Source organism: Pararhizobium sp. LjRoot238 (assembly GCF_964252955.1).
Taxonomy (GTDB): Bacteria; Pseudomonadota; Alphaproteobacteria; order Rhizobiales; family Rhizobiaceae; genus Pararhizobium.
Genome location: NZ_CAXUPP020000001.1, coordinates 1,774,224 through 1,799,712 on the forward strand (window position 1 = coordinate 1,774,224; position 25,489 = coordinate 1,799,712).

At 59.3% G+C, this 25,489-nt stretch carries 24 protein-coding genes and 4 pseudogenes; 25 read left to right on the plus strand and 3 right to left on the minus strand.

The window, feature by feature from the left end:
• Positions 1-100: 100 nt before the first annotated feature.
• The 3 pseudogenes from ACSQ3F_RS08675 to ACSQ3F_RS08685 form a co-directional block, all read left to right on the plus strand.
• Positions 101-715: pseudogene (locus ACSQ3F_RS08675) on the plus strand (aldehyde dehydrogenase family protein); the annotation flags it as partial.
• Between the two features lie 21 nt (positions 716-736).
• Positions 737-1,009: pseudogene (locus ACSQ3F_RS08680) on the plus strand (electron transfer flavoprotein subunit beta/FixA family protein); the annotation flags it as partial.
• A pseudogene (locus ACSQ3F_RS08685) lies at positions 1,009-1,344 on the plus strand (electron transfer flavoprotein subunit alpha/FixB family protein); the annotation flags it as partial. The pseudogenes ACSQ3F_RS08680 and ACSQ3F_RS08685, both read left to right, overlap by 1 nt.
• A gap of 45 nt (positions 1,345-1,389) precedes the next feature.
• Here the strand turns inward: ACSQ3F_RS08685 and ACSQ3F_RS08690 are convergent.
• The gene (locus ACSQ3F_RS08690; protein ID WP_436099844.1) at positions 1,390-1,911 is read right to left on the minus strand and encodes a prepilin peptidase; all 522 of its coding nucleotides are present in this window, start codon (positions 1,909-1,911) and stop codon (positions 1,390-1,392) included.
• Between the two features lie 331 nt (positions 1,912-2,242).
• Here ACSQ3F_RS08690 and ACSQ3F_RS08695 point away from each other — a divergent pair, with 331 nt between their 5' ends.
• From ACSQ3F_RS08695 to ACSQ3F_RS08760, 14 genes are all read left to right on the plus strand, one after another.
• Positions 2,243-2,437: a Flp family type IVb pilin gene (locus ACSQ3F_RS08695; RefSeq protein ID WP_436099845.1), complete on the plus strand. Its 195-nt coding sequence runs from the start codon at positions 2,243-2,245 to the stop codon at positions 2,435-2,437.
• A 104-nt stretch (positions 2,438-2,541) separates the two neighbouring features.
• Complete coding sequence (gene cpaB / locus ACSQ3F_RS08700) at positions 2,542-3,546, plus strand: Flp pilus assembly protein CpaB (RefSeq protein ID WP_436099846.1); 1,005 nt, start codon at positions 2,542-2,544, stop codon at positions 3,544-3,546.
• A gap of 74 nt (positions 3,547-3,620) precedes the next feature.
• A complete protein-coding gene (locus ACSQ3F_RS08705; protein WP_436099847.1) occupies positions 3,621-5,096 on the plus strand; it encodes a type II and III secretion system protein family protein in 1,476 nt (491 codons plus the stop codon).
• Positions 5,080-5,397 carry a pilus assembly protein gene (locus tag ACSQ3F_RS08710; protein WP_436102083.1) on the plus strand — a complete coding sequence of 106 codons (318 nt, stop codon included), beginning with the start codon at positions 5,080-5,082 and terminating at the stop codon, positions 5,395-5,397. The genes ACSQ3F_RS08705 and ACSQ3F_RS08710 overlap by 17 nt, the downstream gene beginning before the upstream one ends.
• 114 nt (positions 5,398-5,511) lie before the next feature.
• Positions 5,512-7,104, plus strand: coding sequence for a TadE/TadG family type IV pilus assembly protein (locus ACSQ3F_RS08715; RefSeq protein WP_436099848.1), 1,593 nt, complete (start codon positions 5,512-5,514; stop codon positions 7,102-7,104).
• Positions 7,101-7,583 (plus strand): TadE/TadG family type IV pilus assembly protein, encoded by a 483-nt coding sequence (locus tag ACSQ3F_RS08720; RefSeq protein WP_436099849.1) that lies wholly within the window; start codon positions 7,101-7,103, stop codon positions 7,581-7,583. The genes ACSQ3F_RS08715 and ACSQ3F_RS08720 overlap by 4 nt, the downstream gene beginning before the upstream one ends.
• A complete protein-coding gene (locus tag ACSQ3F_RS08725) occupies positions 7,577-8,206 on the plus strand; it encodes a TadE/TadG family type IV pilus assembly protein (protein WP_436099850.1) in 630 nt (209 codons plus the stop codon). Before ACSQ3F_RS08720 ends, ACSQ3F_RS08725 begins: the two co-directional genes overlap by 7 nt.
• Positions 8,207-8,233: 27 nt before the next feature.
• On the plus strand, positions 8,234-9,376 hold the full coding sequence (locus ACSQ3F_RS08730) for a pilus assembly protein (protein ID WP_436099851.1): 1,143 nt from the start codon (positions 8,234-8,236) through the stop codon (positions 9,374-9,376).
• 65 nt (positions 9,377-9,441) lie between these two features.
• A complete protein-coding gene (locus tag ACSQ3F_RS08735) occupies positions 9,442-9,981 on the plus strand; it encodes a L,D-transpeptidase (protein WP_436102084.1) in 540 nt (179 codons plus the stop codon).
• A 19-nt stretch (positions 9,982-10,000) separates the two neighbouring features.
• Positions 10,001-11,452: a CpaF family protein gene (locus ACSQ3F_RS08740; RefSeq protein ID WP_436099852.1), complete on the plus strand. Its 1,452-nt coding sequence runs from the start codon at positions 10,001-10,003 to the stop codon at positions 11,450-11,452.
• A 5-nt stretch (positions 11,453-11,457) separates the two neighbouring features.
• On the plus strand, positions 11,458-12,411 hold the full coding sequence (locus ACSQ3F_RS08745; RefSeq protein ID WP_436102085.1) for a type II secretion system F family protein: 954 nt from the start codon (positions 11,458-11,460) through the stop codon (positions 12,409-12,411).
• A 7-nt stretch (positions 12,412-12,418) separates the two neighbouring features.
• Positions 12,419-13,366, plus strand: coding sequence for a type II secretion system F family protein (locus ACSQ3F_RS08750; RefSeq protein WP_436099853.1), 948 nt, complete (start codon positions 12,419-12,421; stop codon positions 13,364-13,366).
• A gap of 16 nt (positions 13,367-13,382) precedes the next feature.
• A complete protein-coding gene (locus ACSQ3F_RS08755) occupies positions 13,383-14,687 on the plus strand; it encodes an AAA family ATPase (protein ID WP_436099854.1) in 1,305 nt (434 codons plus the stop codon).
• Positions 14,688-14,803: 116 nt separating this feature from the next.
• Entirely contained in the window at positions 14,804-15,376 is a 573-nt protein-coding gene (locus ACSQ3F_RS08760) for a hypothetical protein (RefSeq protein ID WP_436099855.1), read from the plus strand.
• 217 nt (positions 15,377-15,593) lie between these two features.
• Here ACSQ3F_RS08760 and ACSQ3F_RS08765 read toward each other — a convergent pair whose 3' ends face one another.
• Positions 15,594-16,115 carry a tetratricopeptide repeat protein gene (locus ACSQ3F_RS08765; RefSeq protein WP_436099856.1) on the minus strand — a complete coding sequence of 174 codons (522 nt, stop codon included), beginning with the start codon at positions 16,113-16,115 and terminating at the stop codon, positions 15,594-15,596.
• 485 nt (positions 16,116-16,600) lie between these two features.
• On the opposite strand from ACSQ3F_RS08765, the gene ACSQ3F_RS08770 reads away from it, so the two are divergent.
• Positions 16,601-16,954, plus strand: a complete 354-nt coding sequence (locus ACSQ3F_RS08770; RefSeq protein WP_436099857.1) for a hypothetical protein — start codon at positions 16,601-16,603, stop codon at positions 16,952-16,954.
• A 60-nt stretch (positions 16,955-17,014) separates the two neighbouring features.
• On the opposite strand, the gene ACSQ3F_RS08775 is transcribed toward ACSQ3F_RS08770, so the two are convergent.
• Positions 17,015-17,821, minus strand: coding sequence for a class I SAM-dependent methyltransferase (locus ACSQ3F_RS08775; RefSeq protein WP_436099858.1), 807 nt, complete (start codon positions 17,819-17,821; stop codon positions 17,015-17,017).
• Positions 17,822-17,946: 125 nt separating this feature from the next.
• Here ACSQ3F_RS08775 and ACSQ3F_RS08780 point away from each other — a divergent pair, with 125 nt between their 5' ends.
• From ACSQ3F_RS08780 to ACSQ3F_RS08810, 7 genes and pseudogenes are all read left to right on the plus strand, one after another.
• Positions 17,947-19,083, plus strand: coding sequence for an ABC transporter substrate-binding protein (locus tag ACSQ3F_RS08780; protein WP_436099859.1), 1,137 nt, complete (start codon positions 17,947-17,949; stop codon positions 19,081-19,083).
• Between the two features lie 76 nt (positions 19,084-19,159).
• Positions 19,160-20,302: an ABC transporter substrate-binding protein gene (locus ACSQ3F_RS08785; protein WP_436099860.1), complete on the plus strand. Its 1,143-nt coding sequence runs from the start codon at positions 19,160-19,162 to the stop codon at positions 20,300-20,302.
• Positions 20,302-21,372, plus strand: coding sequence for a FecCD family ABC transporter permease (locus ACSQ3F_RS08790; RefSeq protein WP_436099861.1), 1,071 nt, complete (start codon positions 20,302-20,304; stop codon positions 21,370-21,372). The genes ACSQ3F_RS08785 and ACSQ3F_RS08790 overlap by 1 nt, the downstream gene beginning before the upstream one ends.
• Complete coding sequence (locus tag ACSQ3F_RS08795; protein WP_436099862.1) at positions 21,366-22,121, plus strand: ABC transporter ATP-binding protein; 756 nt, start codon at positions 21,366-21,368, stop codon at positions 22,119-22,121. The genes ACSQ3F_RS08790 and ACSQ3F_RS08795 overlap by 7 nt, the downstream gene beginning before the upstream one ends.
• 235 nt (positions 22,122-22,356) lie before the next feature.
• Positions 22,357-22,833, plus strand: a complete 477-nt coding sequence (locus ACSQ3F_RS08800) for a GNAT family N-acetyltransferase (protein WP_436099863.1) — start codon at positions 22,357-22,359, stop codon at positions 22,831-22,833.
• Positions 22,834-22,881: 48 nt separating this feature from the next.
• Positions 22,882-23,160: pseudogene (locus ACSQ3F_RS08805) on the plus strand (family 20 glycosylhydrolase); the annotation flags it as partial.
• Positions 23,161-23,685: 525 nt separating this feature from the next.
• On the plus strand, positions 23,686-25,473 hold the full coding sequence (locus tag ACSQ3F_RS08810) for a methyl-accepting chemotaxis protein (protein WP_436099864.1): 1,788 nt from the start codon (positions 23,686-23,688) through the stop codon (positions 25,471-25,473).
• Positions 25,474-25,489 lie beyond the last annotated feature (16 nt).

Sequence of the window (25,489 nt, forward strand, 5' to 3'; positions counted from 1 at the left end):
CGGTGAGCGAGAGCGATTAGGAGGCAAAGAACTCCGGCTCGGAGCGACAAATCCGGCCGATCCTGCCGCCCAAAGAAAACGACCACGGGCAAACTCGTGGCGGAAAATCTGCCAGCGTTGCACGGCATCTTCTCGCCTGATCATTACGGAGGGCATCCACGACAGGTTCGTGGCGGCGCTCACCGAAAAGCTGAAGACACTTGTGGTCGATGATGCACTGAAGGCCGGCACGCATATCGGCCCGGTGGTTGATGCGGGACAGTTGAAGCAGGACACCGACTATATCGCGATTGGCCAGTCGGAAGGTGCCAAACTTGCATTCGGCGGCGAGACCATCTCGCGCGACAATCCGGGTTTCTTCCTGCAGCCGACGCTGTTTACCGAAGCGACCAACCAGATGCGCATCTGTCGCGAGGAGATCTTCGGGCCTGTCGCAAGTGTCATCCGCGTGAAGAACTACGAGGAGGCGCTGGCTACGGCCAACGATACCCCGTTTGGCTTGTCGGCAGGGATTGCAACCACGAGCCTTAAGCACGCGACGCATTTCAAACGCAATTCGGAAGCGGGCATGGTGATGGTCAATCTGCCAACGGCCGGCGTCGATTTCCATGTGCCGTTCGGTGGCCGCAAGGCCTCCTCATTCGGTCCACGCGAACAGGGCAGATATGCGAGCGAGTTCTTCACCGTCGTCAAGACGGCCTACACCTCGGCCTGAAAAGAGAAGAGAGACATTGCGATGAAAGTTCTGGTCACCGTCAAACGGGTCGTCGACTACAACGTGAAGATCCGCGTCAAGCCGGATGGTTCCGGTGTCGAGCTTGCCAATGTGAAGATGTCGATGAACCCGTTCGACGAGATCTCGGTCGAAGAGGCGCTCAGGCTGAAGGAAGCCGGCAAGGCCTCGGAAGTGGTCGTCGTCTCCGTCGGTCCGGCCAAGGCCGAGGAAACGCTGCGCACGGCGCTGGCGATGGGCGCCGACCGGGCGATCCTGGTCGAGACCGACGACCAGGCGGCCGGGCGCTGGGTTCGTCGGAGAAATTCCAGCAGGTCATCCTGCCGGTCGCCGACAAGCTCGGTGCCGCCGTCGGTGCAAGCCGCGCTGCCGTCGATGCCGGCTACGCCCCGAACGACTGGCAGGTCGGCCAGACCGGCAAGGTCGTCGCGCCGCAGCTCTACATCGCGGTCGGCATCTCCGGCGCCATCCAGCACCTAGCCGGCATGAAGGACTCGAAAGTCATCGTCGCCATCAACAAGGACGAGGAAGCGCCGATCTTCCAGGTCGCCGACTACGGCCTCGTCGGCGATCTGTTCGATATCCTGCCGGAGCTACAGACGGCAATTTGAAAAAAAAGGTAGCGGGAGTAATTGCCGCCGGCCTGCAATATGCTCTCAGGCCTTGCCGTAGCGCAGGGCGAGCACCGAGAGTGCGGCGAAGACCATGATGACGCCGTAGGGGACCTTGCGCATTGTGCGGATTTCCTCGATGCGCATGAAAATGGACATGTGCGCCAGTTGCAGCGGCATCGGCAATCGCAATGCCAGCAAGGCGAGGACACCGCCAATCAGGAGAAAGATGGCGAAGGGCAGCATGCTGTGCCAGCCGATGAAAAGACCGATCGGCAGGAAAAGCTTGGCATCGCCGGCGCCGAAGAGGCCGAAGGTCCAGAGGCCGACGCCAAGGGCAAAGAGCAGCAGGCCGGCCGCGGCATCGCCGCCGATCCCAATGGAGGAGAAGAGTGCCGCACCGATATCATCAGTCGTCAGCAATCCTGCCAGGGCACGCAGGCAATAGAGGGCGAGAAGGGCGAGGATGGCACCATTCGGTATTTTCCAGCTGCGGAAATCGCTCCAGGCCGCATAGAGGAAAAGTAATACTGAAATCGCAGTAATAATGTTGATTGTTTGTGTCATATTTCCTATCCATCTGTTCAAAATGACGGATTGTCGTAAAATCAAGAAGATACGGAATCGAGGCTAAGTCTTTTGGGGTAGATGAAAGTCAATAAATACTACCGCCTGTCATGCTTGTACAGCACATGGACAGGCCAAACCTCCCTTCTCTCCGATCGGAAGTTAACCATAAAATATAGAAGTTGAAAATTGGTATATTTTAGTAGTTGACGATATAATAATTAAGGGATTATTAATTATAGCAGTCGGAGAGGTGGTCTCGATGACATGGCGGGCCGGAGGACATTGCGGGCGCGCCAAATATTGTCAAATATTTTGGAGGTAATTCTCGATGAAAGCACTTTTGTCTGCAGTACGCGCTTTCGCGCGGGAAGAAGATGGCGTGGCACTGACCGAATATCTGATCCTTCTTGCCTTGCTCGTCGGTGGCGTTATCGTCGCGGTGACTTTGGCCGGCGAAAATCTGGGCAAAGTCTGGACTGCCTGGGCAGGCTGGTTCACGACGGCACTGGCAATCCCCGCCTGATATTATTGTTCATAAAAAGGGAGAGGGGATTTTTGTTAACCCCTCTCCCTTAAAATAGATTTTAGAAACGGACGTATTTCTGTCCATTGTTGCGAGTACCGGCGATGCGTTTCTCAACGATCCTCAGTCTTGTTTTTTCCATTATACTTGCCGGCACCGCGGTGTTTGCGATGCGCAGTTATCTCGCCGACCAGCAGGCGCGGCTTGTGGCCAGTGGCGATACGAAGGGGCAGGAGAAAATTCTCATTGTCGCGGCTAAGGAGATGCGCTTCGGCGACCCGGTGCGCCCCGAAAGTCTTAAGGCCATTCCCTGGCCCGCGGCGGAACTGCCGGACGGCTCGTTCGACAGCATCGAGGCGGTGGTCGGCGACGTCGACAAGCCGCGCTACGCCATGGCGGCGATCGATCCCGGCGAGCCTGTGCTCGCCTCGAAGATCACGGGTGCCGGCGAGCGGGCGACATTGTCGGCGGCGCTTGACCAGGGCATGAAGGCCGTCTCGATCCGCGTCAACGACGTTCTCGGCGTTGCGGGCTTCGTGCGCCCCTCGGACCGCGTCGACGTGCTGCTCACCCGCGTCATTCAAAACCGGCAGGACAACAGCGAGCAGACCTATGTCGATGTGCTTCTCCAGGGCGTGAAGGTGCTGGCGGTGGACCAGACCGCGGATGAGCGCAAGGACGAGCCCTCTGTCGTCAAGACGGTGACTTTCGAAGTCACGACCGAAGAGGCACAGCGCCTGACGTTGGGCGCCAATATCGGCACCCTGTCGCTTACCCTGCGCAATATCGCGTCTGCCTCTGCCGAACAGACGCGGCCGATTACCGTTGCGGACCTCGGCGGGGGGCCGATCGCGACCGAACTTAGCGAGGGGCTTGCGAAAAAGTCGGACGATGGTCGATTCGACGTCATCGAACGGCTGGTTCGAAAGGTCGGGGATGACCTGGGGGGCAGGCTAAACTCGGTCGAAAACCAGATGAAGACGCCTTTGCGGGAAAAACAAGTACAGATTGTTGAACGCGAAGTATTGCCGATTGAGCCAAAGTGGGCGACGGTAGGCGTCTGGAACACGACGAAGCGCGAGGAGCACCGAGTCGGCCTGATCCAGTGACTTTGAAATGCGGCATGCCCGCATGCGCAGCAGCCGAGCGAGAGAGGGGCTTAAGCGGAATGATGAGGGGAAGCATGAAGGGGGTGGCGGGAGCCAGAACCCTCGCGGCGGTGACCGCGGTAATTTTTGCCTATAGCTGCTGGGGCCCTGGCCTCGCCGGCCGGGCCGACGCCCAGGAGAAGTTCATCAGCCTTGCCGGCTCCGTGCAGCAGGTGACGATCCCTCCGAACGATACCTTGACGATCAAGACCGGCAAACCCTTTGGCGATCTGGTGATCGGCAGCGCCGAGCTGATCGATGTGGTGCCGCTTTCCGACAAGTCGCTGTTCATTCGCGGCAAGAAGAACGGCGCCACCAACATCTCGGTCTATGGCGACGACAAGTCGCTTCTCGGCGTCATCGATATCCGTGTTGCCAGCGATTTCACTGAAGTCGCCTCCGCCATTCGCTCCACCGCACCGTCTTCGCAGGTCAGGGTCATCAACTCCAACGACCGCATTCGCCTGACAGGCATGGTGCGCGACGCCGTCGAACTGCAGCGGGTGATGGAGATCGCCCAGTCCTATTCCGATCAGCCGGTCCTAAACCAGCTGCGGGTCGCCGATTCGCAGCAGGTCATGCTGGAGGTTCGGGTGATCGAGGCCTCGCGGTCGACCGGCCGCGACCTCGGTATCGGCTTTTCCGGGCAGGGCAATAACGGCATCGGCAAGGCAACGACGAGCCAGGGGATCGGGACCAACGACGACGACCAACTCGTGCGCACGCTCGGAGACGCCTCGGGCGTTGCAACCGGCCTGCAGCCATTCGGCCAGCTGATTGCCAAGGTGCTGGAAATTTCCGGCGGCAATATCGACATCGTCATCAATGCGCTGGAACAGAAGGGGCTGGTGCGCCGGTTGGCGCAGCCAAACCTGATCGCCATGAGCGGCGAGACCGCGAGCTTCCACGCCGGCGGCGAAGTGCCGATCCAGACGACGACGAACAACGGCGCGACAGTTGCGACGCAGACCGACTATCGGCCGTACGGTGTGCGGCTGACATTCACGCCGGTCGTGCTCGACGGCGGGCTGATCAACCTGAAGATCGAACCGGAAGTCTCCGAACTCGATACGTCCGTCAGCGTCAACGGCAATCCCGGCTTCATTTCGCGCGCGGCGAAGACGACGGTCGCGCTGCGCGACGGCCAGAGCTTTGCCATGGCGGGTCTGCTGCAGTCGATCAATTCCAAGGACATCCAGCAATTGCCAGGACTGGGAAAGCTTCCGATCCTCGGGGCGCTGTTCCGCTCGACCAGCTTTGCGAAAAAGGAATCTGATCTCGTCATCGTCGTCACGCCGCATATCGTGCGGCCGTCAGCGCCCGGCGAGGATCTCTACAGTCCGCTCGACCAGACGCGTTCGTCGAACGATGTCGAGCTCTTCGCGCTTGGCATACTGGAGGTCGACAAGGATATGCTGCGCCGCTTTCGCAACGGCGAAGGCGTGAAAGGACCCTATGGTCACCGTCTCGATCTCGAAGTGGGAGGCACCCTTGCTGTTGTCAAGAAATAAGCGCGTCCTGCTGGTCCTTGCGGCCGTGAGCCTTGTCTCGGGCTGTGCCGACTACATGAATCATCGCGATTCGATCACGTTTGGATTGGGCAATGCGGTGGAGGCCAACAAGGGCATCCACATACAGGATCCTTTCCCGCAGGTGGCGCAGAACACCCGCATCATCAGCGACGGCAAGACCGTCCACCGGGTCATGCGCGACTACCAGGGGGGCGGGCAGAGCGCCGCGACACCGGCAACGGCGGTGGTCCTGCCGGTGACCACGATGGGGACAAACGGAGCGCCGCCGTACGGGCAGTAACGAGCTGCCAGCGACGAACGGGAATTGACGGGCGGAATTAGGAAGCGGCGGAAAGGAATGCAGTAAACGCAACACGTCACGGCGAAAGAGGCGCCGCGATGGGGGGATATGCCAATGTTGTTGAGTACGGCTATCAGGCGGTTCTGGAATGATCATCGTGGATACGTCATCGCTTTGACGCTGATATCCATGCCGATGCTGCTGGGCTTTTCGCTGCTCGTGATCGATGTCGGGCGCAGCGGCAATCTTCATACCGACCTTCAAAACGCCGTCGACGCGATGGCGCTCACTGGCGCCCGCGAGCTCGACGGGCGCGACGACGCCATCGCCCGGGCCGAGGCGGCGATCGAGAAGCTCGCCAATACCGCTGCGTTTGGCGGCGGCGGGGCGGGAATGTCGCTCGGCTCCAGCCTCACGGTGACCTACGACGCCGGTGACGACGCTGCAAGCACGGTCACCGTTACGTTTCTCAAGGCCATTCCGGATAACGACGACGATCCCATCGCCGGATCGATGGTGACGACGGACAGCAACGAAGCAGCCTATGCCTGGGTCGCAGCCAAAGAGCAGGCGATGCAAACCATCTTCCCGCTGCCGGTCGGATTCACGCGGGGCACGATCAATGTTTCCGCCGATGCGGTTGCTGTCTATCGGGCAAGCGCCTGCGACGTCACGCCGATCTATATCTGCAATCCGTTCGAAAATCCGGCTGGGGGCGACGCGCAGGCCGCCGCCGACGAGTTTCACCAGAAGTTTGCCGCTGGGGACCTCTACGGCCTGCAGATTGAGCTGCGCAACAGCGGCAGTTACGAACCTGGTCCCGGCAATTTTGGCTTCCTGAGAACCAGCGGCAATGGTGCGAATGTGTTGGCCGCGGCGCTCGGCTCCGGCAGCCCGGGCGTTTGCTACAAGCAGGACGATCTCGATACGGAGCCCGGTGCCATCGTCGGACCGGTCGAACACGGATTGAACACCCGGTTCGGGCTTTACGGCGGTTCGTTCAACAAGGAAAATGGCGATCCTCGGTTCAGGCCCGCCAACAATGTGCGCATGGCACAGCAGCAGTCCGGTAAGAGCTGCACGACCTATTCTCCCGAACAGGAGGCCTATAACGCCGTCCCGCTCGGCTACGGCGCGACCATGCAGGACATTCCAGGCGGAGGCGGAAAGATAGCGACCGCGAACAACTGGAACCTGGACATGTATTGGGACATCACGCACTCCGGCCAGAATCCGAGCCCGCTGAAATCCAACCCAAGCTACACGCCGCCAGTAGCGCCGGCGGGCACGATCAGTAGCTATTCTTCGAGCTATCCGGGGGGCTCGACACCATCGGGCGTCAACCCGTCGGCTTATGATGTCTATAACTACGAACTGGGCAATGCCAACCTCTTGGCCAACACGGCACCGAGCGGCGAAACGGGCATTCCCCAATGCCACAAAAACTATGGCCTCGCCGACTACCCGGACAGCGTCTACGGCGACCGGCGGGAGATATTCGCGGCGATCGTGAACTGTGTCGATCAGGATCCGCAGGGACAGGACAATATCGAAGCACTGGCCTTCGCGCGGATGTTTCTGGTCAAGCCGGCCTATTCCTCCGGTGACGATCGCTATATGACGCTCGAAACCATCGACATCACGGGGCAGGGCGGCCGTGGCACGCTGGATGAATTCCTGCGGGAAGAAGCGGAGCTGGTCAGATGATGGCGCTGCGAAACTTCATTCTCCATCGGCTCTGTTTCGGCTTCTGGCAGAGGCAAGAGGGCGCCGTGCTTGCCGAGGCGCTGCTGGCCGTGCCCTTCGTGACGCTGTTCGCAGCCGGCATCCTCGAATTCGGCAATATCTTCTGGGAGCGAATGCAGATCGACGCGGGTCTGAGGGACGCCGGGCGCTATCTGTCGCGCTGCAGGCCGACCTCGCCGACCTACACGTCAAGCTGTTCGACGGCGACCGCGAAACTGATCGCTTTCTATGGAACCCAGAGCCCGGCCGAGGGTGCGGCATTGCGCGTGCCAGGCTGGGGACCCAATCTTGCCGATATCACCGTCACTCCGGTCGATGCCGACGGCACGATCACCGTGCAGACAGCACATCTCTATGAGACCTCTCCCCTGTTCGCCTGGCTCGGCGTCGATGCGATCACCCTCAATTCCGCGCATGAAGAGAGGTACATGGGATGGTAGATCTTCGCGCGCCCTTTTCCTTCTGGCGGGACGATCGCGGCGTGTCCCTGGCCGAAGGGCTGATCACGATCCCGATCGTGCTCCTGGTCTTCGCCGCCTTCGTCGAGTTCGGCTATGCCATGTCGCAGTGGAACCAGACGGTGAAGGCGCTGCAATATGGCGCGCGTCTTGCGGCCGTATCCGATCCACTGGTGGACAGCGAGGATTTCGCCGACGCCTTCCCGACCGACGCCGACGATCCATTGAACAATGGGGACGCGACGCCGAATGATTCGACGATATCCCTGACTTGTGGACCAGCGCTCGCCAACTGCGATGCTGCTGCATTGACCCGGATTGTGGAGGGAAGCGACGGTGCCTGTGCGGCGGGCGATCCGCGGCCGGGCATTTGCGATCTCAACTGGCGCATCCAGCCGGAGAACCTAGTGGTTACCTATCAGCGCTCGGGGCTCGGCTATTGGGGCCGGCCGGACGGGCCGGTGCTGACCATGCGGCTGGAAGTCCGCGATATTACATTTGATCTTCCCGTTCTTGGCGGACTGCTTGGGCTCAATGACGTCGTCATTCCCGCCCACCCGGTGACGATCACCACCGAAGACCTGAAGACATGTTCAACCTGCTAAACCCTTAATATTGCGTGGTAAAGCGAGATGACAGCTCATATAAATTTTGTAGCATCCACTAAAATCCTTGTTCTTTCCGATGACGCGGCTGCTGCGAGTTTCATGCTCGATACGTTCGGTTCGCTTTCGCGCTACGACGTGCGCCATATGGCTCTGACGGCGCTCAGAGATGCAGGACGGATCGACGTGGCGCAGTTCAATCTGATCGTGCTGGATGTCGACGATGGGGAGATGCTGAGCCATCCGGAACTGTTTACCTTCCGCAACAGCCATCGAAATACTCCGTTGGTGGTCGTCTCCGAGGACCTGCGCGATGATATGTTGCGGCAGCTGTTCCGCTTGAACGGCAATGACTGGCTAAAAAAGCCGCTCGAACGCCGCTCGCTGATCGATATGATCTCGACCTACGCGCCGACCGCGGGGGCCAGCGAAAGCCGGGTCCACGCGGTCGTCTCTGCCGTTGGCGGCGCGGGCGCCAGTGTGATTGCTTCCTCACTCGCGCATGTGCTGGCCCAGCCGACGAAAAATTCCACGCCGCGCGTCGATCTGTTCGACATGGATTTTTCCTCCGGGTCGCTTGGCTACTATCTCAACCTTGTCAATGACTACGATCTGAAGCCCATCATGGCCAATCCGTCGCGTGTCGATCTCGAATTCATCGATCTCGTGCGCAAACGCCATCCGGGCGGTTTTTCTCTGCTGTCTTTCAAGCAACCGTCGGTGCTTTTGCTGCCCAAGGGCGCCGAACTCGTCTTGCGGATGCTGGATGTCGCGGCCTTCGAAAGCGATCACACGGTCCTCGATATCCCCTATTACAACACGCCATGGAAAGATGATGTGCTGGGATCTGCCAACAGTATCTGCATTGTCACCGAAATGACGATCCCCGCCCTTCACGAAGCCAAGGATCTGTTTCTCAATCTGGTGCGGTTGCGCGGCAATTCGGACCAGATCTTTATCGTCATCAATAAATACCGCACCAAGCTCTTCAGCCTTGGTGTGCGCCGCCAGCAGGTCGACAAGATCTTCAAGGATATCCGCGCGCATATCATTGCCGATGATTGGGATACGCTGAACGAGGCGGTGAACCGCGGCGTATTGCCGTTCGAAGTCAATGCGCGTTCGCGTTTCTGCGGCTCGGTCAGCAAGCTGGGAGCGCTCGTTAAATGAAGTGGCGCAACGGCAGCAACGGACCAGAGGCACAGCGTCGCAACGGGGCGTCGCTCCGCCGAATGATGCGGGCGATCGTGGTTGCGGCGTCTTTCTGGCTCGCAGCCGCTTCGACGCAAACTTTGGCGAGTGGGCTGGTGCCGCGAAACCTGGGGCCAACGACGGGCATCATGGTGACCACCGAGCAAAACTATCCGGCCGGCACGATCGTCATCGTCAGCAGGGACCGGACGCTCGATCTTGTCGTCGCCGGCAACCGTGCGATCCGCTACAGGATCGGCGTCGGTCGCGATGGCTTCCGCTGGAGCGGCGTCGTCAAGGTCGGTCACAAGGCCGAATGGCCGGACTGGCGGCCGCCGGCCGAGATGAAGGCGCGCGCACCGGACCTTCCCGAGCTTGTGCCCGCCGGCCCGTTCAATCCGCTCGGCGCCCGCGGGATCTATCTTTACCGGGGAAATGCCGACACGCTCTATCGCATTCATGGAACCAACGATCAGTCGACGGTCGGCGGATTCGCGTCCTCGGGATGTTTCCGCATGAGCAATGCCGACGTCATCGATCTCTATAGCCGGGTGAAAGTCGGAGCCACGGTGATTGTGAAATAGTCGAACAGGGGGGAAGCTGATGACAAACGGGTTCATCGGACGTTTTTACAAGCAGCGGCAGACGGAAAGCGAAGAGCATTCGGAGATTGCCGATCTCTCCACGAATGCGGCAGGGAAGGCGCCCCTGCCGCAACTGCAGGCGGTCGGCGGGCCTGTGACGGCCGGAGAGGAAACAGCGCTCGGCCGGGATATGGTGGCCGAGCGGGTCAACCTGCATCGCTATCTGTTGGACCGCATCAATCTCGGCATTCTTGACATGCTCGACAATGAAGAGATTGCCACCGAGATCCGGCCGTTGGTCAAGGATTATATCCGGCAGAACAATTTCCCGCTCAATGCCAAGGAAATCAACGATCTGATCCATGACATCACGGACGAGATGCTGGGGCTCGGGCCGATCGAGCCGCTGCTGACCGACGATACGATCGCCGATATTCTGATCAACGGTCACAACAGCGTCTATGTGGAGCGGGGTGGCAAGCTCGAGAGCACGGCCGTCCGTTTCAAGGATGAAGACCACCTGCTGCGCGTGATCAACAAGATCGTCTCCGCCGTCGGGCGCCGCGTCGATGAATCGACCCCCCTGGTCGATGCCCGCCTCAAGGATGGGTCGCGCGTCAACGTCGCCATCCGGCCGATCTCGGTCGACGGGCCGCTCGTTTCTATCCGCAAGTTCACGCGATCGCCACTGACGCTGGAGCGTCTGGTCGAATACGGCGCCATGGCCAACGCGATGCGCATCCTGCTGAGTGCTGCGGTCAAAGGCAAGGTGTCGATGATCATCTCGGGCGGCACCGGCTCGGGCAAAACGACGTTGCTCAATGCCCTGTCGTCGCAGATCTCCCCGAGGGAGCGTCTGATCACCATCGAAGACGCGGCCGAACTCCAACTGCAGCAGCCGCATGTCGGGCGGCTGGAAACCCGGCCGCCAACGCTTGACGGCCGCAACGAGATTCGTCAGCGCGAGCTCCTGAAGAATGCGCTGCGCATGCGTCCGGATCGCATCATCGTCGGCGAAGTGCGCGGCGAGGAGGCCTTCGACATGCTGCAGGCGATGAACACGGGTCACGAGGGATCGATGACGACCATTCATGCCAACACCCCGCGCGATGCCGTCGGCCGCCTCGAGCAGATGGTCGGCATGGCCGGCATGCCGATGTCCCAGCTCAGCGTCCGTTCACAGATCACGTCTGCGATCTCGCTCATCGTCCAGGTTCAGCGGCTCAGCGATGGCACGCGCAAGGTCGTCTCGATCTCCGAAATCACCGGCATGGAGGGCGAAGTCGTTCAGATGCAGGAGATTATGAAATTCAAGAAAACCGGCACAGGTGACGATGGCCGCATTCGCGGGGAATTCCGCGCTACTGGCCTTCGCCCCCGGTTCGTTGAAGAATTCGCGGAACTCGGCATCATCGTCCCGGCAGCGATCTTCGATCCCGGGACACCTTTGCAAACAGGGCGGGCTAGCTGATGTCTCTGACCCTGCTCCTTGTCTATGGCGCCGTCTTCATCGCGGCACTGATTTCCGCCGAAGCGCTGTTGCGCGGCTACTTCAGCACATCCGAACGCCACAGGGCGGTGAACCATCGTTTAAGCCTGCTTGATGAAAGCGTCGATCGTCGCAAGACCTACCGCGACATGCTGAAAGAGCGCGGTGTTGACGAAAACTGGCGATCGCTCCCGCTGATGCAGCGGCTCCGGCAGTTCTATACGCAGTCGGGGATCAAGTTCGATGCGAAGCGATTTGTGCTCTATGCAATAGCCGGCGCACTGGTCGTCTGGCTGGTCGTTCAGTTTCTGGTACCGAGCAATCTGATCCGGATTCCGATCTTCGTGGCGGTCTGCTTTCTCACTCCTGTCCTCGTCATCTGGCGGGTTCGCGCGAGCCGGATGCGCAGATTTACCCAGAAACTCCCCGAGGCGCTTGACGTTGCTGTTCGCAGCCTCGCGGCCGGGCATCCGCTGCCTTCGGCGATTGCTCTCGTCGCGCGCGAAATGCCCGATCCCGTCGGCTCCGAATTCGGTCTGCTATCGGATGAACTGACCTATGGCGTGGCGCTGGAGGATGCGCTCGTCAACCTTGCAGACCGCGTCGGTGTGGAAGATCTGAACCTGTTGGCGATATCGCTGAGCGTGCAGGCCGGAACCGGCGGCAATCTCGTCGAAATCCTGCAAAACCTCTCGAAGACGCTGCGTGACCGGTTCATGCTGAGAGCGAAGGTCAAGGCGATCTCGTCAGAGGGACGGATCACGGCGATATTCATGTCGATCTATCCATTCCTTCTCTACGGAATGATCAAGGCGATTTCGCCGACCTACTTCGATCCGGTTTGGGACAGCGGTTACGGACCGACCGTCGTTGCCGTGTTGCTGTGCATAATGACAGTCGGAAATATCATTCTCTACAAGATGGTTAACTTCGAATACTGAGGCTGCGATGTTCGGTGAATATGGAATATACCTCGTCGTGTTTTTTTCGGTGCTGATCTTTTCCGCCGCCGCTTCGGAGTTTGTTTTCCGGCGGCGCGAAGTCGGTGTCCGGCTATCGGAAACGGCGGCGCAGGCGGCGGGCGAAGAATCCCATTTTGGCGATGCGACAATGGCCGACCTTGGCGAGGCGGAAAATCGTCTGATTCGCCGCTATTTCGAGATCACCCGGCGCGACGCGAATGCCAATTCCACTCAGAACCGCCTGATTCGTGCCGGATATTTCAGTGCCAGCGCGGTCACGACTTTCCAAATGATCCGCGCGCTGACATGCGTCGCAGTGCTGGTCGCAACCGTCTGGACCGTCGACCGTTTCTTTCCTGAGATGTCGCGGCTGTCGACCCTGCTCATCGCGATGTTTGCCGCGGGCATCACCTTCATTTTGGTCAATATCTATATCGACCGGCGCGGCCAAGCCAAGGAGCGGGAGTACCGGCGTCTCTTTCCCGATTTCATGGACATGCTGATCGTCTGTCTGGACGCCGGTATGAGCGTCGAGGCGGCGGCAAACCGGGTCGCACGGGAATTCGTCAGCAAACGGCAGGATTTCGGCCTGCATCTTTCCATCATGATGCTGGAAGTCCGAGGCGGGCGCCGCCTGCGGGATGCATTGGCCAATCTTGCGACACGATTGCGGATAGACGAGGCCCGGGCGCTTTCCGTACTGTTCCGCCAATCGGAGGAACTCGGAACGAGCGTTACGCAGACGTTGCGGGTTTACAGCAAGGAAATGCGCGATCTTCGCATCGTGCGAGCCGAAGAAAAGGCCAACGCCCTGCCGATCAAGATGTTGCTGCCGCTCGGGGGCTTCCTGTTTCCTGTCAGCCTCATCATCGTGCTCGTGCCCGTTGTCGCCCGTGTCGTCAGTCTTCTCATCGGCTTGACGCCCGGTGGATAAACACAGCGAGGTCAACATGCAGTATTCCCTGGATCAAGATCGTGAAGACGTCGCCTTGGCGCTCGATCCGCGCATGCCGCTGGCGCCGACAAGCCTCGAGGAGACCGGGCTTGAACTGTCGTTCATGTTGAGACTGGCGGCAAAATGCGCAGCCGAGCAGGATACCGTCACGCCATCGCATCTGGCCGGCCGGATGAAGCTGCCGAAAGTGCTGATAAATTTCCTGGTCAAGGAACTGGTGAAGCTTGCATTCCTCGAGGCGCGCGGCCTGGCGGGAGAGGACGTCAGATCCGACATTCGGTATGCGCTTTCGACCAAAGGTCTGGAATATGCGCATCAGGCATTACGGCAATCACAATATATTGGGCCGGCCCCGGTGTCCCTGGATGCCTTCTGCCGACAGATCGGATTGCAGTCCATCCATGACGAGCGCGTGACGCATGCGCGTTTGATCGAGAGCCTCGAAGGTTTGGTGTTGTCGCAATCCTTGATCGAGAAACTTGGCCCGGCAATGAATTCGGGGCTCTCCATCCTGCTCTACGGACCGCCCGGCAACGGCAAGACGAGCATTGCAGAGCGGAGCTCACGACTGTTTCTTCAGTCGATCTGGGTGCCCTATGCCATCGAAGTCAGCGGTCACGTAATCAGCTTCTATGACGAGGCTGTGCATCGGCCCGCCGTCGGCGCGGCGGAAAAGCCTTACCCGAAGGTGGATCAACGATGGATCGAGTGCCGTCGGCCGGTCATCAAGACGGGTGGGGAACTGACGCTCGACCTACTGGACCTGACCTTCAGCGAGGGCTCGACGGTCTATGAAGCTCCCATGCATCTCAAGGCGTCAGGCGGCGTTTTCATCATCGACGATTTTGGCCGCCAGCAAGTCGCGCCACAGGCGCTCATCAACCGTTGGATCGTGCCGCTCGAACGCGGGTATGACTTCCTCACGCTGCATACGGGGCGGAAGTTCAAGGTTCCATTCGATCAACTTGTCGTCTTCTCGACCAATATCGCCCCAAAGGACCTCTCCGATGAGGCAGGCCTGCGGCGTCTCAAGTACAAAATATTTGTGAATAACCCGTCTCGGGACGACTATATCCGGATCTTCCAGTCGTATGCGGGCAGCGTTTCGGTTGAAACAGATCATCGTGATTTGGAATTGTTCTATGATCGCAGGTACAATTGCAACTTGCCGGCGTCCTGCTATCATCCTAAGTACCTGTTGGATTTCATCGGGTCCTATTGCGAATTTAACGCAATGCCCAAGATTGCATCGCTGGAGATGTTGGAACGGGCGTGGGACGGGGTGTTCACGCTGGATTAGGGAGGTGCCGGTGGGACATGATCATCGCAACGGCATAGGCGGATATTAAGGAATTCCTGAGAAACTGCTGTAGCATACGAGGAGGGCCAAGGCCTGATTCGCGGGGAGTAACGTCGATGACCAGCATTGCAAATGTCGATGTCGAATCGGATGGCCCAAGGCCGCGTAGCGAGCAAACGGCTAAAGAGCCGCCGCGTTCGAAAGGCGCTCCGTTCATCGCAATGGCGCTGATGCTTCTTCCGTTGAATGCGGGCATTCTGCTCTACACCGCGAAGAATGCCGCCGATGTGCGCGAAAGCAGCGAGACGCTTGCCTCACTCAAGCTGTCGATCGATGGCCTGAAGGCGCAGATCGACAAGCAGGCGCATACTATCGCCAAGGGTGCAAAGGCCGACGACATGGCAATCATTCGGCAACATGTGGAGAGCCTGCAGAAAGACGTGGCGGACTTGGATGGCCGAATGCGGTCAGGCGTGTTTGCTTCCGGCGGCGCACAGATCTTGAGTGCACCCGGTAAGGAAGTGACGCAGTATCTCGAGCCCTCCTTTGGTGCGGTATCGGTTCGTCGCGGGATTGCGAACGACAGCCTGGCCTCGATCGACGCCCAAGGCGTTTCAGTTTCTGACCTACCGCGTTATGAACGATCGGTCTCGCCGGAAGGCAAACTGATTCTTCGGAAAGTGCAATAGTCGCAGGATTTGCGCCACAGCGCGTGCGTCTTTTCGGACGCGATAGGTGACTGCGGCGCCTTTTGCTGCGCGATTTTATCCCGCAATGACAGCAAAGTTCGCGATGTGCCTTCTACGGGGCGCATTTTTCGACGTGTTTTCCACGGCGGAGCCGCAGCGCGAACTCCCTTTCGCCGCGTCGACCCCGCATCAACACATCTTCGAGCGTCAAGCGTTTCTATCGCTGCGCGACATGCACGCTGTTCTTCATCAGTTCAAGGTTTCGGGCCGTCGTCTCGTTGGTGGGATCGAGTTCGTAGGCTTTGAGGAAATAACGCCTTGCCTTGGGCAGTTCACCACGCAAGAGATGGGAGTATCCGATATTGTTGTAATAGACGGGCGTGTTGCCGATCATCCGCGAGAGCTGCAGATAAGCGCGGTCGGAGCTGTCAAACCGGCCGATCATATCGGACGATGCCGCAAAGCCTAGCCATGCCGCTGGATCTTGGGGAAAGACTGCAACTGCCCGTTTGTAAATTGCGTATGACTTTCCGTAGTTCTTTTCCTGGAATTGAAGCTTCCCCGTCGTTATCAACTCGTCGTTCTTGTAGAAGGCCACAGCCGAATCATCTTCGACGGTCTTTGCGCTATCGCCAAAAGCGGACATGTCTTCGAGACTTGAAGACTGGCATCCGGCCAATGTCGCGAAACCGGCGAGCAATAACGTAAGGCATCTGATCCTTGATGTGATCTGAAACATTACCATTCATTCCCCCAACTTTCAGATATCTTAGCGGTGCATAAGCATGTGCTCACGGTAAATCCTGATGAAAAAATGCTAACAAAGAAAGAATTGACCGAGTGAGTCGCATTAAAGAGACACATGTCGCGCTTGTATAGTGTCACTCTTGCAACATAGCTCAACGGCACGGCGACCTCTCTTGAGGTGAAGCGTGATTTTTTCGAGAGTGTAGCAGGCTTGTGCGATACATAGTCCTGATCCACGTGGCGACAGTCTGGTAATCCACAGGTAAGCGTCATCTCATATATTGTTTCGATTGGTATGGCTGCGGCTTGGGGCGAGAGGAAGCGAAGCAGATGCGAAACCCGATTCTAACACTCATACGACTAGGCCCATCAGCCGTCTATGCGTTGGCGGCGATCTTTCTCATCAGTATGGTTCTGCTCACGAATTATCCCTCAAGCGCATGGGCATGGTGGCTCCATATGACGATACTCCCGGTGATGCGTGGACCCATCTCTCTGCTTCTGGCCGTTCCCGGCATCGCGTTCTGGAGTGCTTTGACGATACTAACGCTTGCGGCGCTTTTCGGCACCTACCTTGCGATACGCCCGGAGCGATACCCGAAGACGGGCTTCATTCACGCGCATGTCGCGCTCATCGTAACTGCGCTTGCCATGGTCCGGGTGACAAACGCGCAGGCCGGTCTTTCCGGCTTTTCTCTGCCGCAGGTGCTGCGCGGTGATTGGTCGATGCTGCAGATAACGGATTCACTGCTCGGGACGGCGCTGCTTGTTTTCGTATTCCTTGCTTGTCTTTGTTCACACGTCGCGATGATCCGGCGCATTCGCACATAATCCGGACCGACAATGCCGGGCGGATGATGAAACCTTTTCATCGTGCCCGGAAAGCGTTGTTCAGCCAGCCTTAGTGGCTCTGATCGCGTAGCGGTGCTGGATGCCTCGGGCCAGGCCTTTGAACAGATTCCAATGTTTAGCCTGCGCGCGATGGATCCTGGCCAGATCGGTATCAATGGTCACGGTGTCGAAGCCGCTCTGCCGAAGGAGACCGGCGACCGCTTCGGCGCGTGCACCTTGCGAGAAATAGACACGAGAAAGAATGCCGCGATGCGTATCCATCATTGCCGCTGACGCCTGCACCGGATCGCTCTTCAGGATGCGGAGCCGCTGGCTAAGAGCGGCGAGCTTGGAGAACAGCCGCTCCAACGGTGTCGAACTGACGAAGTCGCCGTCGATGATCAGCAGCGTTCCGCCCGGTTTCAATACGCGCAGCCATTCGGCGAATGCCGCCTTCGGATCGACCAGCGTCCAGACGAGGTGCCTGTTGATGACCACGTCATAGGCGTTGTCGGGCTCCATCGTGTTCTCGGCATCGCCCAGGCGGAAGCTGATGCTGCGCTTGCGGGTCTTTGCCTTGGCGTGGGCGCGCTCCATCATCGGCTCCGCCCAGTCCATTCCCGTTACCCGGAAGCCGAGATCGTCCATCAGATGCGAAATGACACCGGTGCCGCTGGCAAGATCGAGCGCGGCCCGCCCGTCGCCGGAGCCCAGGTGCCGGAGGAGCAACTGGTGCCAGGCTGCCCGTTCGTCCTCCGAAAATATTTCGTGGCCGGGCGACTGGTCGAAGGTGGCGGCCCGTTCGGACCAGTATGCCTTGATCTCGGCGCGCAGGTCGTAGTTCGTCAGTCTTTCGGTATTGCTCATCGTCAGGTCCCGGATTGCGCCGTGCAGGTTAAGTAACTTCCTGGAATCCTTCTAAAAGATAAAACTTGACTGTCAATATCATGAAATACTAAAAGCGCCCCAGTTTCCCCGATGGAGTGATGACAATGAATGTGTTCGGTAGGGTGGCCTTGGCCGCCGTGGGTTTCTGCGCGCTTTTTTCCGGCTCGTCCTTTGCCGGTGAGAAAGTCACCATCAAGGATGTGACTGGCCGCGATGTCGAAATCAGCGTCCCGGTCGAGCACGTCATTCTCGGCGAAGGCCGGCAGATCTATTTCGTTGCCGCTCTCGATACGGACGCGCCGTTCAGCCGCGTTGTTGGCTGGCGCGACGATTTCAAGAAAGCCGATCTCGACGGCTACAATGAATATCTTGCCAAGTTTCCGGAAATGGACAAGCTGCCGACCTTCGGCGGCATGAAGGACGGCACATTCGACATCGAGCAGGCCGTCGCTCTGAAGCCCGACGTCATCATCATGAACATCGATGCCAAGACCGCGACCGAAGAGGCCGGCTATATCGAAAAGCTCGGCAAGGTCGGTATTCCGCTCGTCTACGTCGACTTCCGCGAAAAGCCGATGGAAAACACCGAGGCCAGCATGCGCGTCATCGGCACGCTGTTCGGCAAACAGGAGAAGGCCGAGGAATTCATCACCTTCCGGGCCGAGCAGATTGCCCGCGTCACCGACGTGCTGGCCAAGGCCGATGCGAAGAAACCGCTGGTCTTCATGGAGCGCGCGGGCGGCTATTCCGACGATTGCTGCATGTCGTTCGGCAATGAGAATTTCGGCAAGATGGTCGAGCTCGCCGGTGGAGCCAACATGGCCAAGGACATCATTCCGGGCACGTTCGGCACTGTCAATCCCGAACAGATCATCGCCTCCAATCCGGACCAGATCATCGTCACCGGCGCCAACTGGGAGCTCTATGTTCCCGGCGGCAACTGGGTCGGCGTCGGCCCGGGCGCGGATCCGAAGGAATCGGTCCGCAAGCTTGCCAACCTGATGCAGCGTCCTGCGTTCACCGGCGTCAAGGCGGTCAAGGACAACAATGTCCACGCCATCTGGCACCAGTTCTACAACAATCCCTATCAGTTCGTCGCGGTGCAGCAGATTGCCAAGTGGCTGCATCCGGAGCTGTTCAAGGATCTCGATCCGGACGCCACGTTCAAGGAACTGCACGAGCGCTTCCTGCCCGTCGACTACAAGCCCGGCTATTTCGCCTCGCTCGCGGTTGCAGGCTGATCGGAAGGATAACCGGCACGGGGCGGGCTTTCCGCCCCGATTGCATTTGCCAAATTGTTTTTCGAAGGGCAGGGCAATGAAAACTCTGAACATCGCTATTCTTGCGCTTGCCGGCTTTATCGGCCTCGCCGTTGGGCCGGCTGCGGCCGAAAAGGCCGTCATTACCGACGTCACCGGCCGTAAGGTCGAGCTGGACCTGCCGGCCAAACGTGTCCTCTTGGGCGAAGCCCGGCAGGTCCATGTGATCGCGGCGCTCAAAGGCGACAAAACATTCGAGACGATTGTCGGCTGGCGTGACGATCTCTTGAAGAAGGACGCGGACACCTATGTGAGCTATCACGAGCGCTTTCCCGACATCGAGAAGCTGCCGCGCTTCGGCTATGTCGGCAACGGTACCTTCGATCTGGAAGCCGCCATCGCGCTCAAGCCGGACGTGCTGACGCTCAATCTGGAATCAGTAAAGGCGGCCGAAGAGGCCTCGCTCGTCGAGAAGGCCGCAGCCGTCGGCATTGCCGTGGTCTATCTCGACTTCCGGGTTGATCCGGAAAAGAACACCGAAGACAGCATCGCCCTGCTCGGCGAGATTTTCGGTGCCGAGCAGAAGGCCAAGGACCTGACCGACTATCGCCGCGCGCAGATCGCGCGGGTGACGGACCGGCTTGCTGAGGCAAAGCCTGCTTATCCGAAAGTGTTCATCGAGCGCTCGCCGGGCATTTCCGGCGATCTCGCCTGCTGCCGCACATTCGGGCCGGTCAATTTCGGCCGGATGGTCGAGCTTGGCGGAGGGCACAATATCGGTTCCGACGTGATCACGGGGACATTCGGCGATCTCAATCCGGAACAGCTCGTCGTGGCAAACCCGGATCATGTCATCGTGACCGGGGCCAACTGGGCGGCGGAATCCGACATCAACCAGTTCGTCAATGTCGGACCGGGAGCTGATCCGAAGGCGGCGCGCGAGAGGCTTGCCGATCTCATGCAACGGCCCGCCTTTCCAGGCCTGAAGGCGGTGAAGCAGAACCAGGTCCACGCCGTCTGGCACCAGTTCTACGGCAACCCTTACGACTTCGTCGCAATCCAGCAATTCGCCAAATGGTTCCATCCGCAGCTTTTCGCCGATCTCGACGCGGAGGAAACCTTCAGGGATTTCCATGAGAAGTTCCTGCCGGTCGCCTATCGCACGGGCTATTTTGTTTCCCTTGAAGCGGGAGACATGTGATGACCCTGGTCCTCGCGCAGCAGCCCATTGACGCGGCGGGGGGCGGGCGTTACCGCGCCCTTGCCTTTCGCCGTATTGTCCTGATCCTGTGTCTTGTTGCGGCGCTGTTTCTCAGTGTCGCAGTGGATATGGCGCTCGGGCCGGCAAATTACGCGCTTTCGGATGTTCTGAGGGCATTGTTTCAGCCGGCATCGGTCGATGACCAGTTGCGCGTCGTCATCTGGGATATCCGTATGCCGATCGCGCTGATGGCGGTCACGGTCGGTGCTTCGCTTTCGGTCGCCGGCGCGCAGATGCAGACGATCCTCGCCAATCCCTTGGCAAGCCCGTTCACGCTCGGCATCTCCGCGGCTGCGAGTTTCGGCGCGGCGCTGGGGCTTGTCGGCGGAGTCGCGATCTTCCCGGTCGCTGTCCACTACATGGTGCCGATCAACGCCTTCCTGATGGCGATGGTCGCGGCGCTGTTCATTCATTTCGCCTCGACCATGCGTGGCGTCACTGTCGAGACCATCGTTCTTCTCGGCATCGCCCTTGTCTTCACCTTCAATGCCCTGCTCTCGCTGCTTGAATATCTCGCCTCGGAGCAGGCATTGGCTGCCGTCGTCTTCTGGACCATGGGCAGTCTCACCAAGGCGACCTGGGCCAAGGTCTGGGTGACCGGCGCCATTCTCTTGCTTGCCGTTCCGCTCTTTGCCCGCCGCGCCTGGGCGCTGACGGCGCTGCGGCTCGGCGACGACAAGGCAGCGAGCTTCGGCATCAATGTGCGCGGACTTCGCCTCGAAACGATGATGCTGGTCAGCCTTCTCGCCGCGATCCCGGTTTCCTTCGTCGGTACCATCGGCTTTGTCGGTCTGGTCGGGCCGCATATTGCGCGCATGCTGGTCGGCGAGGATCAACGTTTCTTTCTTCCGGCCTCGCTCGTGTGCGGTGCGCTGCTGTTGTCTGCGACCTCGGTCGTGTCGAAGACGATCATTCCCGGCGCCATTCTGCCGATCGGCGTCATCACCGCGCTTGTGGGTGTTCCCTTCTTCTTTGTGCTCATCTTCAGCAATCGGAGGCGATCATGGTAAGCATGGCACTCGAGGGGCTTGGCGCCAAATACGGCAAGCACGTCGTTCTGTCCGGCGTCGATACCGGCGTGCTCGCCGGTGGCGTCATCACCGCCGTCATCGGGCCCAACGCGGCCGGCAAATCCACGCTTTTCAAGCGTATCGCGGGCCTCACCTCCGGGCCGGGGACCGTGTATCTCAGCGATACCGACAAGGGTCCGGAAACGATCTGCTATATGCCGCAGGACACCGGTGCCAATGCGGTCCTGACGGTCTACGAATCGATTTTGCTGGCAGCCAAGCAGGGAACCGGCTGGAAGGTTCACGACCGGGATCTGACGGACATCGACAACGTTCTGCAGGCACTCCGGATCGACGATCTTGCCTTTCGCGGTCTCGGCGAACTGTCCGGCGGGCAGCGCCAACTGGTGTCGATCGCCCAGGCGCTCGTTCGCAAGCCCGAGGTTCTTCTGATGGACGAACCGACGTCGGCTCTCGATCTCTTCCGGCAGATCGAAGTGCTGGGTTTCATGAAGGCACTGGCATCCCGATCGGGCATGGCGGTGCTGATTGCGCTGCACGATCTCAATCATGCGCTTCGCTATTGCGACAACACCATCGTCATCGCCGACGGCAAAATGGCCGCAAGCGGTCCGACGGCCGATGTCATAACGGAAAGCATGTTGCGTAACATCTACCGGGTCGAGGCACGACTCGAAGCCTGCTCCCAGGGGAAACCACTGGTGATCGTGGATAGCTCTATCGTTTGATCGCCAAAGGAAGGCGGGAGCCGCCATCCTCAGTGACCTTCGGCGCCCCTCCGGCGCCGGTTGCTTTTCTGCACCGACAAAATTTAGGCTGTTGTGGTTTGGCCAACCGCCGAAGGTGAGTTGACGTGCCTTTGTTTTTCCCTCTACATTAAGTCAATGTATTTGACTTAATGTAGAGGTCGAGCATCGGCCTGTGTTCTTGGCCCATGCCAAGCGTGATCGTAAAAGGTTCAACATGGACTATCTGGTCAACCTCTCGATGGTTAAGCCCGTTCCCGGTCTCGACGCGCGGATGGAAAAAGCGGGCGTCACCATCCGGCGGGCGCTTGCGCCGGAACTCGAACTGGTGACCAGCTGGGTGCGGGAAAAGTTTGGTTCCGGCTGGGCGAGCGAGACCACCGTCGCCTTTGCCCGCCAGCCGCCCACCTGCTTTCTCGCGACCCGAGCTGAAAAGCTCATTGGTTTTGCCTGCCACGAATCGATCGCCCGCGGTTTCTTCGGGCCGACGGGCGTCGATGAGGCGGCGCGCGGCGAGGGCACAGGTCATGCGCTGCTTTTGGCCTGTCTGCTGGACCTGAAGACGATGGGTTACGGCTACGCGATCATCGGCGATGTCGGGCCATCCGCATTCTACGAGCGCACCGTGGGCGCCACGCCGATCCCGAATTCCGCGCCCGGCGTCTATGCCGGCCTGCTTAAGAGCGCCGACTGACATAGTCCCTGGGGTGAGATCATGACGATTGCGGAGAAAAGCAGCCTGCTTTTCGGCTGGCGCACGGTCGAAGCCTCAGCTGCGCTTGCGGGCGACGGGTACGATATGGTCGTCTGCCCGGGGCAGATCTATTATCTCGACATGGCCAACAGCCAGGCATGGTCGGAGCCGATGACCGATCGCGGTGTCTTCGACCGGCTCGTATTCCCCCGCCTGTCGGCACTCGCCGAAACCGGCTGGACGCTTCCGAAGCGCAAGTCCTTCGAGCGTTTCGAGGCGTTGGTCGGCCTGATGCCGATCCTTTACGGCGTCTATTCCGAGCAATAGGTTCACGCTGCTTTCTTCACCGGAAGCACGCAAGGACAATTAAAACGTGTAGTTTTGCTAACTGACAGTAGAGAGCTTCGCCAAGCGCCAATCCAGGAGAATATCTTCGGATTTGCAAATTTTGATCAGTATTCACAATCGTGATTGGGAAAAATCATGCATCTGATCAGAAAAACTCAAAATCTCGATATTTTCGGATCTCCCTTTGTGGTGTTACCCGAGTAAAAATCGTCAAAGCGTTAATCGTTCCTTCAGATATAACACTAATAGTTGCAGTGTGAACTTTATTTATATTCTCGCATGACGCGAGTTCGCCGGCCGGGAAATTATCCGGCATGTCGCTTTTCAGAAGCCTGATTGTCTCGCGGCTGGCCCGGTGCGTGCGGGGACCGCTGTAGTCAGGTCTAAAGGCCACAAGAGAAAATCAAAACACACCGGCATTCGGGGCTCTGACCGGCCGGCGCATGAGCATTTTATCGCGCCTCAATGGCGCCGGAACCGATCAGATGCCGAAGGAGGCGTTTCATGAGCATACTTTTCCCACGCTTTGGTGGCGATGCCGCCGCCATCCTTGCCGCGATGCATAAATCCCAAGCCATTATCGAATTCGATCTCACAGGCAATATTCTCAATGCCAACCCGAATTTCTGCGCGGCCCTGGGCTACGAGCTTTCGGAGATAAAAGGCAAGCATCACCGGATTTTCGTCGATCCGACGGCGGTGGCGAGCGCGGACTATCGCGAATTCTGGGCGCGGCTTAGTCGCGGCGAATTCGACAAACGCCAGTACAAGCGCATCGCCAAGAGCGGCAAGGAGATCTGGATCGAGGCATCCTACAATCCGGTCTTCCGCGGCGGCAAGCCCTACAAGGTCGTGAAGTTCGCGACTGACATCACCTCTGCCAAGCAGAAGGCGACGGAAGATGCCGGCAAGTTGGCCGCCATCTCGCGCTCGCAGGCGGTCATCGAATTCACGCCGGTAGGCGAGGTCCTGACGGCGAACGAGAATTTTTGCGGTGCGCTTGGCTACCAGCTGTCGGAAATCCAGGGCAAGCATCACCGCATGTTCTGCGACCCGGCCTATGTGCAGACCGAGGAATACCGGCAGTTCTGGGAGCGGCTCGGACGCGGCGAATTCGCCGCCAACGAGTTCCTGCGCTTTGGTAAGGGCGGCAAGGAAATCTGGATTCAGGCAGCTTACAACCCCATCGTCGATGACAAGGGAAAGGTCTTCAAGGTCGTAAAGTTCGCGACCGACGTGACCGAGCGCATGGGGGCAGTCGCGATGCTTGCCGCGGCCTTGAAAGACCTGTCCGACGGTGATCTCACACAAAGCCTCGACAGGCCGTTCGTCCCGACGATGGAAAAGGTCCGGCACGATTTCAATGATGCCGTGTCCAAGCTGCGCTCGGCGATGCAGTCGGTCGGCGCCAACGCTCAAGCTATTGCGGCGGGCTCGACAGAAATCCGCTCCGCGGCGGACGATCTGTCAAAACGGACCGAGCAGCAGGCCGCAGCCGTTGAGGAAACCGCCGCGGCGCTGGAGGAGATCACGACGACGGTGGCCGATTCCAGCCGCAGGGCCGAGGATGCCGGCAATCTTGTTGCCGCTACCCGCGAAAACGCCGAGCAATCCGGCGCCGTGGTCCGCAGTGCCATTACGGCGATGGGGCAGATCGAAAACTCGTCGCGCGAAATCTCCAACATCATCGGCGTGATCGACGACATCGCCTTCCAGACCAACCTTCTCGCTCTCAATGCCGGGGTGGAAGCCGCGCGTGCCGGCGACGCGGGCAAGGGCTTTGCCGTCGTCGCCCAGGAAGTCCGCGAGCTTGCCCAGCGCTCCGCCAAGGCCGCCAAGGAAATCAAGGCTCTGATCAACGCTTCCGGTGAACAGGTGAAGAGCGGCGTCTCGCTAGTGGGCGAAACCGGCAGGGCGCTGGAGGAAATCGTCAAGCAGGTTCAGGAAATCAACACCAACGTCATCGCCATCGTCGAAGGTGCGCGGGAACAGGCGACTGGCTTGAAGGAAATCAACCAGTCGGTGAATGCGATGGATCAGGGCACGCAGCAGAATGCCGCGATGGTCGAGCAATCCACTGCCGCGAGCCACAGCCTCGCGCGCGAGGCGGAAGCGCTATTTGCTCTTCTGGGCCAGTTCAAGGTCGGACAGCGGGGCTCATCGCCGCGCTCAGTCGATACCGGCCATTATCCTCGGCCAGTCGCATCGCCTGCGCGCAAGATGGCGGGGCAGGTCATTCGGGCGTTTTCAGGGAGCGCTACTCCCACCCAGGAAAGCTGGAAAGAGTTCTGAGCCGGCGCAGTCGAAT

Excerpts from the sequence above, each read along its gene's own strand:
- ACSQ3F_RS08690 (WP_436099844.1), bottom strand. The coding sequence starts at position 1,911 with ATGACACAAACAATCAACATTATTACTGCGATTTCAGTATTACTTTTC.
- ACSQ3F_RS08695 (WP_436099845.1), top strand. The coding sequence starts at position 2,243 with ATGAAAGCACTTTTGTCTGCAGTACGCGCTTTCGCGCGGGAAGAAGAT.
- cpaB (WP_436099846.1), top strand. The coding sequence starts at position 2,542 with ATGCGTTTCTCAACGATCCTCAGTCTTGTTTTTTCCATTATACTTGCC.
- ACSQ3F_RS08705 (WP_436099847.1), top strand. The coding sequence starts at position 3,621 with ATGAAGGGGGTGGCGGGAGCCAGAACCCTCGCGGCGGTGACCGCGGTA.
- ACSQ3F_RS08715 (WP_436099848.1), top strand. The coding sequence starts at position 5,512 with ATGTTGTTGAGTACGGCTATCAGGCGGTTCTGGAATGATCATCGTGGA.
- ACSQ3F_RS08720 (WP_436099849.1), top strand. The coding sequence starts at position 7,101 with ATGATGGCGCTGCGAAACTTCATTCTCCATCGGCTCTGTTTCGGCTTC.
- ACSQ3F_RS08725 (WP_436099850.1), top strand. The coding sequence starts at position 7,577 with ATGGTAGATCTTCGCGCGCCCTTTTCCTTCTGGCGGGACGATCGCGGC.
- ACSQ3F_RS08730 (WP_436099851.1), top strand. The coding sequence starts at position 8,234 with ATGACAGCTCATATAAATTTTGTAGCATCCACTAAAATCCTTGTTCTT.
- ACSQ3F_RS08735 (WP_436102084.1), top strand. The coding sequence starts at position 9,442 with ATGCGGGCGATCGTGGTTGCGGCGTCTTTCTGGCTCGCAGCCGCTTCG.
- ACSQ3F_RS08740 (WP_436099852.1), top strand. The coding sequence starts at position 10,001 with ATGACAAACGGGTTCATCGGACGTTTTTACAAGCAGCGGCAGACGGAA.
- ACSQ3F_RS08750 (WP_436099853.1), top strand. The coding sequence starts at position 12,419 with ATGTTCGGTGAATATGGAATATACCTCGTCGTGTTTTTTTCGGTGCTG.
- ACSQ3F_RS08755 (WP_436099854.1), top strand. The coding sequence starts at position 13,383 with ATGCAGTATTCCCTGGATCAAGATCGTGAAGACGTCGCCTTGGCGCTC.
- ACSQ3F_RS08760 (WP_436099855.1), top strand. The coding sequence starts at position 14,804 with ATGACCAGCATTGCAAATGTCGATGTCGAATCGGATGGCCCAAGGCCG.
- ACSQ3F_RS08765 (WP_436099856.1), bottom strand. The coding sequence starts at position 16,115 with ATGTTTCAGATCACATCAAGGATCAGATGCCTTACGTTATTGCTCGCC.
- ACSQ3F_RS08770 (WP_436099857.1), top strand. The coding sequence starts at position 16,601 with ATGCGTGGACCCATCTCTCTGCTTCTGGCCGTTCCCGGCATCGCGTTC.
- ACSQ3F_RS08775 (WP_436099858.1), bottom strand. The coding sequence starts at position 17,821 with ATGAGCAATACCGAAAGACTGACGAACTACGACCTGCGCGCCGAGATC.
- ACSQ3F_RS08780 (WP_436099859.1), top strand. The coding sequence starts at position 17,947 with ATGAATGTGTTCGGTAGGGTGGCCTTGGCCGCCGTGGGTTTCTGCGCG.
- ACSQ3F_RS08785 (WP_436099860.1), top strand. The coding sequence starts at position 19,160 with ATGAAAACTCTGAACATCGCTATTCTTGCGCTTGCCGGCTTTATCGGC.
- ACSQ3F_RS08790 (WP_436099861.1), top strand. The coding sequence starts at position 20,302 with ATGACCCTGGTCCTCGCGCAGCAGCCCATTGACGCGGCGGGGGGCGGG.
- ACSQ3F_RS08795 (WP_436099862.1), top strand. The coding sequence starts at position 21,366 with ATGGTAAGCATGGCACTCGAGGGGCTTGGCGCCAAATACGGCAAGCAC.
- ACSQ3F_RS08800 (WP_436099863.1), top strand. The coding sequence starts at position 22,357 with ATGGACTATCTGGTCAACCTCTCGATGGTTAAGCCCGTTCCCGGTCTC.
- ACSQ3F_RS08810 (WP_436099864.1), top strand. The coding sequence starts at position 23,686 with ATGAGCATACTTTTCCCACGCTTTGGTGGCGATGCCGCCGCCATCCTT.